Source organism: Acinetobacter radioresistens DSM 6976 = NBRC 102413 = CIP 103788 (assembly GCF_006757745.1).
Taxonomy (GTDB): domain Bacteria; phylum Pseudomonadota; class Gammaproteobacteria; order Pseudomonadales; family Moraxellaceae; genus Acinetobacter; species Acinetobacter radioresistens.
Genome location: NZ_AP019740.1, coordinates 871,283 through 884,973, shown reverse-complemented (window position 1 = coordinate 884,973; position 13,691 = coordinate 871,283). Strand labels below are relative to the sequence as shown.

At 42.1% G+C, this 13,691-nt stretch carries 11 protein-coding genes and 1 riboswitch; of the genes, 3 read left to right on the top strand and 8 right to left on the bottom strand.

Features of this window, described 5'->3' with window-relative positions; translation table 11 throughout:
* Positions 1-75 precede the first annotated feature (75 nt).
* The 3 genes from ACRAD_RS04045 to ACRAD_RS04035 are packed head-to-tail and all read left to right on the top strand — an operon-like array spanning position 76 to position 2,299.
* On the top strand, positions 76-1,083 hold the full coding sequence (locus ACRAD_RS04045) for an isopenicillin N synthase family dioxygenase (RefSeq protein WP_005025134.1): 1,008 nt from the start codon (positions 76-78) through the stop codon (positions 1,081-1,083).
* A complete protein-coding gene (locus ACRAD_RS04040; protein WP_005025133.1) occupies positions 1,080-1,961 on the top strand; it encodes a hypothetical protein in 882 nt (293 codons plus the stop codon). Before ACRAD_RS04045 ends, ACRAD_RS04040 begins: the two co-directional genes overlap by 4 nt.
* 8 nt (positions 1,962-1,969) lie before the next feature.
* Complete coding sequence (locus ACRAD_RS04035; protein ID WP_005025131.1) at positions 1,970-2,299, top strand: DMT family transporter; 330 nt, start codon at positions 1,970-1,972, stop codon at positions 2,297-2,299.
* A gap of 87 nt (positions 2,300-2,386) precedes the next feature.
* Here the strand turns inward: ACRAD_RS04035 and ACRAD_RS04030 are convergent, their stop codons facing one another.
* From ACRAD_RS04030 to ACRAD_RS03995, 8 genes are all read right to left on the bottom strand, one after another.
* A complete protein-coding gene (locus ACRAD_RS04030; RefSeq protein ID WP_005025128.1) occupies positions 2,387-3,409 on the bottom strand; it encodes an ABC transporter substrate-binding protein in 1,023 nt (340 codons plus the stop codon).
* Positions 3,406-5,214 carry an allophanate hydrolase gene (atzF, locus tag ACRAD_RS04025; protein ID WP_005025125.1) on the bottom strand — a complete coding sequence of 603 codons (1,809 nt, stop codon included), beginning with the start codon at positions 5,212-5,214 and terminating at the stop codon, positions 3,406-3,408. Before atzF ends, ACRAD_RS04030 begins: the two co-directional genes overlap by 4 nt.
* Before the next feature lie 11 nt (positions 5,215-5,225).
* On the bottom strand, positions 5,226-5,669 hold the full coding sequence (locus tag ACRAD_RS04020; RefSeq protein WP_004280384.1) for a CopG family ribbon-helix-helix protein: 444 nt from the start codon (positions 5,667-5,669) through the stop codon (positions 5,226-5,228).
* Positions 5,662-5,766 carry a hypothetical protein gene (locus ACRAD_RS16665; protein WP_372410767.1) on the bottom strand — a complete coding sequence of 35 codons (105 nt, stop codon included), beginning with the start codon at positions 5,764-5,766 and terminating at the stop codon, positions 5,662-5,664. The genes ACRAD_RS04020 and ACRAD_RS16665 overlap by 8 nt, the downstream gene beginning before the upstream one ends.
* 770 nt (positions 5,767-6,536) lie before the next feature.
* The gene (locus tag ACRAD_RS04010) at positions 6,537-8,138 is read right to left on the bottom strand and encodes a hypothetical protein (protein WP_005025118.1); all 1,602 of its coding nucleotides are present in this window, start codon (positions 8,136-8,138) and stop codon (positions 6,537-6,539) included.
* 106 nt (positions 8,139-8,244) lie between these two features.
* The gene (gene uca / locus ACRAD_RS04005) at positions 8,245-11,850 is read right to left on the bottom strand and encodes an urea carboxylase (protein WP_005025115.1); all 3,606 of its coding nucleotides are present in this window, start codon (positions 11,848-11,850) and stop codon (positions 8,245-8,247) included.
* A gap of 3 nt (positions 11,851-11,853) precedes the next feature.
* Positions 11,854-12,516: an urea amidolyase associated protein UAAP2 gene (locus ACRAD_RS04000; protein ID WP_005025112.1), complete on the bottom strand. Its 663-nt coding sequence runs from the start codon at positions 12,514-12,516 to the stop codon at positions 11,854-11,856.
* 11 nt (positions 12,517-12,527) lie between these two features.
* Positions 12,528-13,265, bottom strand: coding sequence for an urea amidolyase associated protein UAAP1 (locus ACRAD_RS03995; RefSeq protein WP_005025110.1), 738 nt, complete (start codon positions 13,263-13,265; stop codon positions 12,528-12,530).
* A 30-nt stretch (positions 13,266-13,295) separates the two neighbouring features.
* A riboswitch (guanidine-I (ykkC/yxkD leader) is annotated at positions 13,296-13,411 on the bottom strand.
* Between the last annotated feature and the right edge of the window lie 280 nt (positions 13,412-13,691).

Here is a 13,691-nt window from a genome sequence, read left to right as displayed (position 1 = left end):
TTATTCAAAATGCCTTTGGGACGACCTGAAGGTTTTAATCGCTGTGTTGGACGACCAACATTAGAGGTGATTGTCATGCAAGCGCAATATGTACTCCCACTGGTTGATATTTCAAAATTGCAAAGTCCGGATTTAGCTGATCGTATTGAAGTTGCTCATGCTCTGGATCAGGCTTGTAAAGAGGTTGGCTTTCTTTATCTCAAGGGTGACCAGTTCAATTTTGATCACGCCAAAGCCCTGATTGAAATGGCCCAGTCCTATTTTTCTCAGGATCTAAACACCAAGATGCAGCACTATATTGGCAAATCAAAAAACCATAGTGGCTATGTGCCGATTGGCGAAGAACAGTTTGCAGGCAACAGTTATGATTTAAAAGAAGCCTATGATGTCAATTATGATTATCAGGGTACACAAAAAAACTGTCCTTTACTTGGCCCTACCTTATGGCCAGACCATCCGGATTTCAAGACTGTTGTCAGCCAGTATTATGGCCACTTGCGTGGAATCAGCCAGCAGATTTTTTCTGCCTTTGCACTGGCATTGGGCGTTCGTGAGGATTTTTTCGAAAGCAAAATTACTGATGCACCAAGTCAGCTACGCTTGATTCATTATCCCTATCATCCGGAAGTGCAAGATGCCGAAGGTATAGGTGCCCATACCGATTACGAATGCTTTACCTTGCTGTTACCGACCGCACCCGGCTTACAGGTTTTGAATAAAGCCGGTGAATGGATCGATATTCCATTGATTGAAAATACTCTGGTGATGAACATTGGTGACATGATGGAAATTCTGTCCAATGGTAAATATCTGGCCACCAAGCATCGGGTGAAAAAAGTGTCGGAAGAACGTTATTCATTTCCGCTGTTTTGTGCCTGCAATTATAACACCGTGATTGAACCGGTTATTCACACTGAAAACAGCAAATATGCTGCCCTGATTGGTGGTGAGCACCTGTTTAATCAGACCGCCCAGACCTTTCAATATTTAAAACAGCGCGTCGCTAGCGGTGAATTGGTCTTAAAAAATGCTGTACCACTTTCCTCTTTTGGACTTGAAGAACAGGCGGAGACAACATCATGAATCTGTTCGAAGTGATTAAGACTTTAAAACCTACGACTACTCAGCCAGAGATGATTCCGGACTTTTTATATGGGGCTTTCCGGCGTAAAAGCATCAGCTTTTTTAATGGCCTGACTGATGAAAATACCATTGTGTATTGGTTTCAGTCGCGCAGTTTTACCATTGATCTTCGTCTAAAAAGCCAGACAGGAACAGCTGTTCAGGAACGCCAAGGCTGGATTGGCAATACGCTTTGGGATAGCGCCAGCCAACTTTTGTCCTGGGAAGTGAAAGACTACGCCAATTACCAGAATCATGTGCAGTGGCCGGAACCAGCCAAGTTACATGCGATTGGCAACTGCATTCTGGAATTTTCTCCAAGTCATGTCTATGTCGAAGACTGGCGCCAGCAGGTACAACGTGGCCTGTTTTTAAGCTTGCGGCTTCAGTCTGCAATTGAAGTGCAATCTGGTCAGACACTGGAAATGGATGGTGGCCTGATTATTTGTGCTGATCATATTGCCTATGCCCTGACGCGTTTGCCTGAAGTGCAAAGCGCAGTCGCTCAAATGGACTTTAAAGCTGTCGATCCGACCGTGTTTGCCTTGTTGGAAAGTTTTGAGGTTTCTATCGGGACTGATGCTCAAGCTAAAACTTACAGCACCCGCACAAGCGAAACAGGCAAAGCCTTTAATCTGGAAAATTTTGAAGTGCTCAATGAAAGCAGTCTGATTCAGCGTGTGGTTCTCGATGACCGTAAAATCGATCTGATTTTTGAGCTGGATATATACCAGCCGGATTACCACTTTCAATATACAACCTCCACGACTACACAAGCTGAAAACTGGCTGAAATCAGAACAGGATCACCTGATGCATCATGCAGAACGGGTGCTATAGGGAGAAATATGTCTTTTTTATATCTTTCAATTGCCATTATTGCAGAAGTTATTGCAACATCTGCACTCAAAGCTTCAAATGGTTTTAGCGTGTTCTGGCCTTCACTTGCCACCATTGCCGGCTATGCAATTGCCCTGTTTTTTCTGTCACTGACTATGAAAACCATTCCGATGGGTATTGCTTATGCGATCTGGTCAGGGGCTGGTATTATCCTGATTTCAACAGTTGGCTTGCTGGTATTTAAACAGCAACTGGATCTTCCTGCACTGATCGGTCTGGCGTTTATGATCATTGGCATTATTTTTATCAATGTCTTTTCCAAAAGTACGCAGCTTTAATTTTTTAATCTTCATCTGACTATAAAAATCCCCAATCTGGGGATTTTTTATAGCTTTAGTTTACATTCCGGAATGAGGCGGCAAGCTCTATTTGAGTTCTTGTACCAAAGTTGGAACAATCACACCATCCACATTCATTTCCGTTGTATAAATGCCGTTAGCCACATTGAACTTGTTCACATGATAGGTTGAGCCATAAATTGAATCAAAACCATTACCTTTGGTAAATACTTTCTTGTTGGCTGCCAGATCCAGTAAATGTGTACCGTCAATAAACTGCATATAGGTTTTTGGGTCAACACCGACCCGTTTGGACATGATCTGTGCAGCGTCTTCTCGAGTCGCCGGATCATTGATGTATTTGACGGTTTTATCCCAGACCTGAATTACCTTTTTCCATTGCTCTTTATTGGCTTCCAGATGGGCCGGGTTTACAGTCAGGGTATCGTAGATCAGGCCAGGTTTATCTTTAGAGGTAAAAATGATTTTTGAACCAGCTACCGCAGATAGAGCCTGATTTGCCACCGGCTGCCATACAGCAATCGCATCAATATCAGGTGTGGCAAACACCTGTGGCAATTCATTGGTCATGGTATTGACCAGCTTAACCTCATTCAGGCCAACTTTGGCATCATCCAGTGCAGTGGATAGCAGCAAGTGATCCACCAGACCTTTTTCAGTCGCAACAGTTTTTCCTCGCAAGTCCTCTATAGAGTTAATTCCGTTCTTGGCAATGATTACATCATTTCCAGCTGAATAGTCAGTTGCCATGATCATCACGCCTTTGGTACCCCCTGAACCGGTGACCAGATTATCGCCATTAGTGACCATTACGGCATCCAGCTGATTGGCTGCAAATGCAGAGAGTGAAGAAGAATAATCAAACCACTTAAAATCGGCATTGATACCTGCTTCTTTAAGCCAGCCTTTTTCAATCGCTACCTGCCAGGCTACAAAGCCCGGCCAGTCGCTATAACCAATCCGAATCGGCTGGTTTTGCGTACTCTCACTTGCTTTGGTATTTGATGCAGGAATTTTTGCAGTATTGTCACAGCCACTAAAAAGGATTACAGACAGTACGGAAACGGACATCAGTGCTTTTTTGATCATTTTGCGACTTCCCCTATGCATTCACATTTAAATTTGGTATTTGAAAGTTGTCTAGATTTCATAAATTCGCGCCAGCCACCGAAATGACTGATATCTGTGGCATCTTCAAGCGCATAACCTTCACAGATAAAACTTTTGACCCAAGTACCATCAATCAGCTGGGCATTGCCAATGCCCAATGGTGCCGGTACTTCTGCAACAATGTCCCCGAATAGGGCACGCGGAATGTCCCAGACCTCTACTTCAATCGAGGAACCTGTCGCGTTGTATTGCAGGCCAGGTTTTGGCGGTGTGGTATTTTTTAAGGCATAGAGTTTGTAATGCGAAGCAGTCCGGGTCTGTTTGATCAGGGTGCCACCACGTGTGGTCAGCTGAAAATTCAGCGGCATGCCGGTCAGATGTGTACCGACGACAGCCAGTTTGACGCTGTGACCCGATGAGATTTCAGTTGTTTTTTCATAGTTGCGTTCAGAAGTTCCCAGTTTTAACTGGCTTGCCTGCTGCCATTTTTGCCCGAATTTGGCCAGTGCCTCATCCATCCAGGCTGGCGCAATAAAGGTCACGCCCGTTGGCAAACCATCGGCACGAATGCTATTTGGTAGCGCCAAAGCCGACAGATCGGCAAAATTGACAAAATTGGTATAAGCGCCCATGTGGCTGTTTTTGACCAGAGGATCAGCTTCTACTTCTGCAATACGATAAATGGTAGGTGCGGTCGGCACCATCAAGGCATCATACGCTGCCAGCGTATTTTGAATAACACGGCTCAGGCGGGCGCGTTCATATTCATCCTGCATGACATCGACCGCACTGAACCGGTCTGCCTGCGCAATGATTTGACCAATGACCGGATGGGTCTGCTTGCGTTGCACCATTTTTTCCACGGCACTGGTACGTTCAGCCACCCAAGAGCGATTATACAGGGCCGCTGCCAGTTGCTGAAATGGAGTAAAATCAATCGGCTCAACCGTATAACCCAAACTTTGCGCACGTGTGATTGCCAGTTGAAATACTTTTTCAGTTTCGGCGTCGCCATAAAATTCTAGTGTATCCGGAATGGCAATTTTCCCTTTTGAAAATTGGCTCGGTACATTCTGAGGATGCATTCTGGAATAATCATCGCTGGCATCATAGCCCTGCATGACTTGCGCTACCTGCCAGGCATCATCCACCGTTAAGGCAAAAATCGAAATCACATCGATGGTGCGACAAGCCGGAATCAGGCCGGTAGTCGAGAACCAGCCTTTGGTCGATTTGAGCCCGACAATGTTATTGTGCCCTGCCGGTACACGTCCTGAACCTGCAGTATCTGTACCCAGTGAAAATGGCACTAATCCGTTTGCGACGACTACACTGGAACCCGAACTCGAACCGCCACTGATATATTCAGGATTAAAGCTGTTCTTCACCGCGCCGTATGGAGAGCGCACCCCAACCAGACCCGTCGCAAACTGATCCAGATTGGTTTTACCCACGACAATCGCACCGGCAGCTTTTAATTTGGCTACTGCTGTTGCATCGGAAGTCGCCAGATAAGCTGCCTCTTTACATGCTACTGTGGTATAGAACCCTGCAACATCAATATTGTCCTTGACCGCAAATGGCACCCCATAAAGTGGCAAGCTTGCACTATCTGCACCAGTCAATGCATCAATTTGTGCCTGTAATTGTGCTGCCGTCGCAATTGAAATCCAGGCATGATCCTCATTATTCAACCCGGCAACATACTCAATCAGGTCACTAAGCTGGATATTGTTATTCTGGTAGGCGTGTTGCCAGTCCTGTACAGTCCATAAATTGTGCACAGCTGTTCTCCTTAAGTGTGTTCGGTATTTTGTGGAATGGGCGGCATGACGGCATCCATCAGTTCGAGATGGCCTTTAATCACGCCTTTCAGTGCAATAAATTGTTCGCTAATTTCTTTCAGATCACTGCTCGCGCCCTGCATCAGCATGACTTGCAAGATTTTTTCATCATCCAGCTGGATATGAAGTGAATTGATCACTTGCGCCAGATACTGCTGCTGCAGATCGACCAGCTGACTGCGCAGCGGTTTCAGACTGACGTCATAGAGCAAAGTGAGTGTGCCAACCATGACTTCATCGCGAATCACCAGATCATCAATCAGGTGACGGTTAATCATGTCGACAATGGCTTGCGAGCGGCTTTCATAGTGCTGCTCGACAATTTTTTGATCCATTGCATGCAGTGTGGTTTCTGGCACGGTAATACTGATACGTGCCAATTTTTGTTTAGGCACGATGTTGATCCTTGGATTGATATTGTGAAGATTGTTTAATGTGAAAGCCTGCGCGTACGCTAAGCAGCTCAACCAGAAAGTGAAGCCATGGATGCATTTTTTTATTTGATGTCGGATTGTTCATGTGCATCTCCTGTGGATATTACAAAACCAGAATTTCGTATTACTTAGGAAAATGCAGAAAGCGTGCCAGTTTTTACTTATTTGGATGAGGTAAATAAAGTTACATAAAAGGGTGAAAAAAAGCCCCATAAGATTGAAATGGGGCTTGTTCTAAAGCAAAAGTAAGTTTTGTATTTCACCGGTTTATTCCATTTTGATTGCTCATGTCCTTGCTATTCTTTTTATACATGAATGGTTAACCGATGTTTGGAATTTAGTGGTCAAGTGCTTTATTCTCCTCTATTTATAGTTGTATATAAATAAAAGCATAAAGCATGCCATAATATAAAATAGAATAGATTTAAGCAGAATGCGTGGGGAATTAATTACATACGCAAATTGAGGCAAAACAAGAATGATTTATTTTTTAAGTATGCCTAAAAAATATGCCATTTTGCACCATTGGGGTTCGAGTGTGCATCAAAGTGTGGCTAAAGGATGTTTAATAATGGCAAGCACTTCTTAGATAATTTTTTACATCTTTTATAGATGGCATCTCGACGATCTACATCTAGTACCAAAACGACAATTTTGAAGTCGATAAGCTGATATACTAAGCGATAGCCTGCCGATCTAAGTTTTACTTTAGATAAATCAAATGATCCACTAAGTTTATTTTTGGAATCTTAGAATTTTCCAAAAAAATGGTTTCGAGCTTACGAATGAACAATCGTAAAATTTAAAACCGTTATTTAATTTCTGAAATTAATTTTTTTGTAAGTTAAAAGCCTCTAAAGAAACCTCTCGATTTAAATAACTAGTTTCATCCTTAGGTAGAACCTTATACTTATATTCTATTCTACCTTCTTTATTTTTTGTTTTTTCAACCACCTCAAAAAGAGGATTAATAATGGTAGTTTTTATATAAATCTTGGTTGACTTAACCTTAGTGTCTAACAATATGAAATTACTCAATTTTCTATTTTCAAGAATAATAATTTCATAGTCTTCTTGTGCAAAGATTGCATCTAATTCTTGTTTTTCATTATTTGGAATAAAATTACTGAACGCAGAAAATTTCTTTTCGTGACTTTTATTTGCTAACAACTCAACTATTTCGTAAGAATTGTTAATTTCTGTATTATTTAGTGGAAAATCAGACCTAAAAAGAACATCTACCTTTAATTTTTCGCTGATTTTTCTAGCATTTTCTACATATTCTAATAATATATACATAGAGTTTATCCAATCTTTTTGAAAATTTTCAGTAATTACAGATGATATTTCAATTCCATTTACTGAAAGTCTAACCTTTAATTGATTACATTCTGCGAGAAGCTTATATACTCTTTTAATCTGATTAAAATAAGTTAGTCGTTCGACTGGTATATCATCCCAATTTTTAAGATGGATAGAAATCTCAAAATGTATTTTATTCGGCTCTCCAATTTTGATAGGTGAATTTTTATACTTTATGGTCATTAAACCTTCAAATTTCGTAATTTCTAAAGAATGTGATTTTTCTCCATAAACCACCTCAGAATTACCACTCAAGATAAGATTTTCTTTTTCATCAAAAAACTCTAACTCTCCTCTTAAATCGCTATTTTTCTTAACATATAGCTTTCCATCCTTTATCTGAGAAGGAAAAATAACATTTAAAGCTTCTGAATTAGAACTAATGGCATCAACATCTATTTCAAAAGTTTCCCCACCTTCAATTAACTTAGTATATTTCTTGGTAAACTCTTCAGCACTATTAGGTTTAAAATTAATTTTTACTGACTCTTCACTATCTTCTGCCACATCTATTCTATAATGAGTTGTGCTATTGATATAGTCACAGGAAATATTTAGTCTTGGATCAAGTATCCTAAGCTCTTCTTGAACTATTTTAGAAATAGTATTTAAAGAAGAATTTGCCACACCTATAAAGCTTTGACCTGATCTATGACTTTCAAGCACCCTTAATTGTGCTTCCTTTTGAAACTCACTTTCCGCATATAGAGGACTATTACTATTCGCCAATAATTTAAGCTCAGCTTTATTTTTCCACTCTTTTAATAACTCAACAGAATATGCATCAGGTTCTATATCAATTTTTCTAGCACAATGATTACATAACCAAATTCCATTCTCTATAGATTTTCTCTCTTGCTGAGACATAGTTTCATCATATCTTGGTCCTCCTACACTTGCTGCACATATATGTGCGGCTGTACCAGTAAGATTAATTTTATCTAAGGTAGCTTTTTGTGGCTCAATTGTTTGCTTACCACAATCTGGATTAGAACAAAGATTATTTACCCGTTCTCTTAATGCTCTCACAACAGGTTTTGAAAAATTATCTCTTCGTGTATTTGTCATAACATTAGAAAATTTATTGTAAGTATAAATATCATTTTAAACTAAACTATTAATTCATTGAATAAAAAAACCGCCCTTACGGACGGTCTTTTTTATTCCTATCTCATCAAGCCACTGGTGCCAATGTAAACAACACCTGCCCCGTTTTCACCGTTTGCCCTTTTTCAATGGTAACCGCATCGACACGCATACGCTCAGGCGCAATAATTGGAATCTCGATCTTCATCGCTTCAATCACCGCAAGCGTCGCACCTTCTTCCACAATATCACCCGACTGACATTCAATTTTCCAGATTGAACCGGGCATATGCGATTCCACCGCACAACCACCTTCAGGCACTTCAACACCTTCACCATCATCCACAGCATCTAGGCTTTCAGAGACATATTCCGCCAGTCCTGCTTCATGCCAGCGACGGCGCTCTGCATCAAAATTAGCTTGTTGCACCGCTTTAAATGCTGAAATAGATTCTTGGTTTTCAGTTAAGAATTCGTTGTATTCTTTAAGGTTGAGTACGCCTTCTTCAATGCGCAGTTTTAAACGCCCTGCTTTAAAGTCCTCACGCATGTGCATCAACTCGGACTCAGACACTTCATAAAACTTAATTTGGTCAAAGAAGCGCAATAACCACGGCATATCTTGTTCAAAATCAGGGTTTTTACGGTAGCGTGACCACATTTGCGAAGTACGACCCACAAACTGATAGCCACCCGGACCTTCCATGCCGTAAACACACATATACGCACCACCAATACCGACGGCATTTTCAGGTGTCCAAGTCCGTGCAGGGTTATATTTGGTGGTGACTAAACGCTGACGTGGATCAAGCGGTGTTGCCACAGGCGCACCCAAATACACATCACCCAAGCCCATAACCAAATAACTCGCGTTATACACCACATCTTTCACGGCTTGTTTGTCTTTTAAACCATTAATACGGCGGATAAATTCGATATTGTCCGGACACCACGGTGCATCTGGACGTACGGTTTGCATATAACGCTCAGTTGCAAGCTGTGTTTGTGAATCTTCCCAAGCCAGTGGTAAATACACAGTACGTGATGGCACTTGCATTTCCGTCACATCAGGCAATTGTTCTTCTGCGACTTGAAGCATATGCAATAAATCAATTTGATCGAGCTTGGTCGAATCAAAATGGATTTGCAGTGAACGAATACCCGGTGTCAGGTCAATAATGCCTTGGATATTTTGCTCTTTGACCCATTGCATCAGCGCATGAATACGGAAACGCAGGTTTAAATCTAAAACCAGATCGCCATATTCCACCAGCATATAGTTGTTGCTCGCAGGACGATACACCACATCAGGCGTACCATTTTGACCTTTCAAAGTGTCTAAAATGGCGGTTTTCAGCGTACTGATTTCAGGATAGAACGATTCATTAAAAGTGACTATTTGCGTATCTGTTGATACCAATTGTGCATGATATTTTTCATTGAGTACTTTGGCTTGGGTATAGCTCACAGGCACAAATTTCACTTTATCGCCTGCTTTGAGCTGACCCAATTTCCACAGTTCAGAATTGATCACCACCGCAGGACACACGAAGCCACCAAGGCTTGGACCATCTGGACCCAAGATAATCGGCATATCACCAGTGAAATCAATCGCACCAATGGCATAGGCATTATCATGAATATTGGATGGATGCAGACCTGCTTCACCACCGTCCTGACGAGCCCATTCAGGTTTTGGTCCAATCAAACGGATACCGGTACGGCTTGAGTTAAAGTGAATTTCAAATTCATTGGCAAAGAAGGTATCAATGTCATTTTTGGTAAAGAAATCAGGCGCACCATGTGGACCATACATCACTGCAATTTCCCAAGAATTTGAGAATGTCGGGATTTGATCTTGGCTTAATGCTTTGCCATCACTTGATGTAAATGCCGTGATTGGAAGCATATCGCCAATGAGTAAATTACGCCCTGCATGCCCACCAAACTGACCTAGGGTAAAGGTTGCTTGTGAGCCTAAATATTCAGGGACATTGAGACCGCCGTTAATACCAATGTAGGTACGACAACCTGTGGCGATCTTGCCACACTTCAGCACCTGACCTTTACGCACATTCACGGTTTGCCACATTGGTACAGTTACGCCATCCAAAGTCGATGGCATATCGCCACCTGCAAGCACGATTTGACTGTCACAATGGAATTTTAAGCTTGGTCCTTGCAAGGTACATTCTAGACCTGCGGTATTCGGTGCATTACCTAACAGTTGGTTGGCGACATTTAAAGACAGCGGATCGATTGCACCCGATGGTGGCACACCGACATCCCAATAGCCCAAACGCCCTGTAACATCCTGCACGGCGGTTTGAATGCCTGCTTGCAGGACTTCAATCTTTTGGGTTTTCCACTCAAAGGTATTTAAGAAGCGTGTGGTTTGCGTACCCGCTTTAAATACATCACAGTCGATAATGTTTTGTAGATATTCAAGGTTGGTTTCAATGCCTGCCACAGAAGTTTTGGCAAGTGTATCGGTCATGGCTTGAATGGCAGAATCACGATCATCCGCAGTCACAATAATTTTGGCAATCATTGGATCATAGAATGACGATACGTTGGAGCCTGTTTCTACCCACGTTTCATTACGGGCATTGGCATCAAACTCGACATGAGTCAGTAAACCTGCGCTTGGTTGGAAGTTTTTAATTGGGTCTTCAGCATATAACCGCACTTGAATGGAATGACCTTTAGAATCAAGCTGTGCTGTTGGTGGCGTCCAATCACCACTGCCTAAAGTCACCATCCATTCAACCAAGTCCACACTAAACACTTGTTCGGTGACACCATGTTCGACTTGTAGACGAGTATTCACTTCCAAGAAATAGAATTCTTGCGTGTCGGTATCCATCACAAATTCAACCGTACCTGCCGAGCGGTAGTTCACCGATTGCATCAGTTGGATCGCAACATTTTGAATATAGGCACGTTGTTCATCGTTTAAATGTGGTGCAGGTGTTTCCTCAATCACTTTTTGGTTACGACGTTGTACCGAACAATCACGCTCGCCCAAAGCCAAGACTAAACCGTGACCATCACCAAAAATTTGCACTTCAATATGACGGGCATTTTGCACGAACTTCTCTAAGTACAAACCTGCATCTTTAAAGTTGGCTTGCGCTAAATATGACACCGTTGCATAAGCATCTTTCAGCTCTTCAGCATTCCAGACCAAACGCATGCCGATGCCACCACCGCCTGCGGTACTTTTCAGCATCACAGGATAGCCAATACGTTCCGCTTCTAGCAGTGCTTCGGCTTCATCAGCCAACAATTGACTGCCCGGAAGTAATGGCACATTGGCTTGAATTGCCAATTCACGTGCGGTGTGTTTCAGACCAAAAGCTTTCATTTGTTCGGCATTTGGCCCTAAGAATACGATGCCTTGTGCTTCACACAGATTACAGAATTCGGCATTTTCAGAGAGGAAGCCATAGCCCGGGTGAATCGCTTCTGCACCGGTTTGTTTTGCGACTTCTAAGATTTTATCGACATTTAAATAGCTTTGGCTCGCAGGTGCATCACCAATGAAAACAGCTTCATCTGCTAAAGTCACATGTAATGAATCACGGTCGGCTTCTGAATAGACGGCAACCGATTGGATGCCTAATTTTTTAAGGGTACGAATAACACGACACGCAATTGCACCACGGTTGGCGATGAGAACTTTATTAAACATGGCTTATTCCTCGCCTTCACGGACAATCAGTTGAATTTTTGTCGGGTTATAGGCATTACACGGATTATTCAGTTGTGGACAGTTTGAAATGAGGACAATCAAATCCATCTCCGCTTTAATCTCCACATATTTCCCCGGAGCAGAAATACCATCATCAAATTTCAAATGACCATCTGAAGTTACAGGTACATTCATAAAGAAATTAATATTTGGACCGATATGGCGCACATTCAAATCATGCTTTTTCGCAATCGGATGTTGTGACAATGCAATCATGAAATTGTTACGGCAACTGTGCATTGGGTATTTGTCATGGGCATAGCGCACTGTGTTACTTTCACATGAACATGCACCGCCTAAGGTGTCATGGCGACCGCAGTTATCATCGTTGATGGTGGCGATTTTATTGCCAAAATTGGTGTATAACGCTGTGCCTTTTTCTAAATATATTTGACGATTCATCGCCAAAGTATCGGTTGCGCTATAACGCTCTTCAGGGTTATGTGCGGAGATAAATAAGGTATCTACCGCCTGGTTGCCTTCTAGATCTACAATACGGAAATACTGTCCTTTTTTGACTTCGCACATCCACGCTTCACCGGCAGGACAAACTTCGCTGAGTACTGGTTTTTCATGATTTTGTGTTGGGTTTACGAGTGCAGTCATGATCATTCCCCTTAAGCAGTTAAAGCGTAGTAGCGGTTATTATTTTGGAATGCACGCTGATTTTGCGGGCATGAATCACGGCAGACATCTGTCTCGCCTAAAGGAAGTGCTTTAAAGAGTGATAGTTGAATATCAGCTGGTGCATATTCAGATGAGTTATCTAAGGCATGCGGTGCACTCGATAAAAACACCAGACAATCCATTTCAAAACGTAGTTCAATCACTTGATGAGTATTGTCAGATGCCACATAGCTGAGGTTGCCGTTATCATCAGGTTGAACTTTAGAAAACAGATTTAAAGTACTGCTGAGGTCAGTTGCCGATAATCCAAATTTGGTCATTTCCAGTAATAAACTGTCTTTGCCGTTGCGGTACATCTCATTACGGGCATCTTGAAACGTTTTTGAACCAAATTGATTTTCGATTTGCTGTGCAGTACTTGGTGCGCAGAAGGCATCATTCCAACCGTGATCATCTTTCACAATCGAGATCATGGCACGACCCAAATCAGAGGCTAAAATGTGCCCTGTACTTAGAAATGCGGTATGTTGCCCTTTTAAGCTGTCTGGCATGTTATAGGCTTCCAGCTTGTCTTCTGCATTGACACAGAACAGCGAAACATTGGCATTTGCGCCCAAGGATTTGAGTTGTAAAACTGCGCCACGTTGAATGCGCGCAGACCAGTGATGGCCACCCGGTAAAAGTTCAGTCCACAGTGCGGAATCTTCGTGATAAGTAGTCGTGCTCATAACAGCCTCTGCATCTAACTTGTACGGTTTACCTCCCGGGCTTTTATCCCTCCGTGTAGCTTTGGTTTTGGAAAACCTAGCCGTGAACTCTCGGTCTCAGACGCAGGCTTTAAAAAATAACTGCCGGAACCCTAGATCACTTTATGCTGTAGAGGTAAATGCAAAGGGTATGCCAACTTAATCATACGGATTTGGTATTTCGTAATACTTTTCTATAACACTTGTAGTGCGTTTCGATAATGATGCACTGTTACTGAGCACTATATACAAACAACTCTTGAGTTGATGCTTGATAAAGGCTGTAATGCTGATAAGTGTATGTGCACTTTTTCAAACATTTTAATAGGGTCAATTCTTAGACTCGTATTTAAAACTCAGAGTCATCAACTGGATTAATTTAAAGCAGCCCTGAATTAGAAATATTCA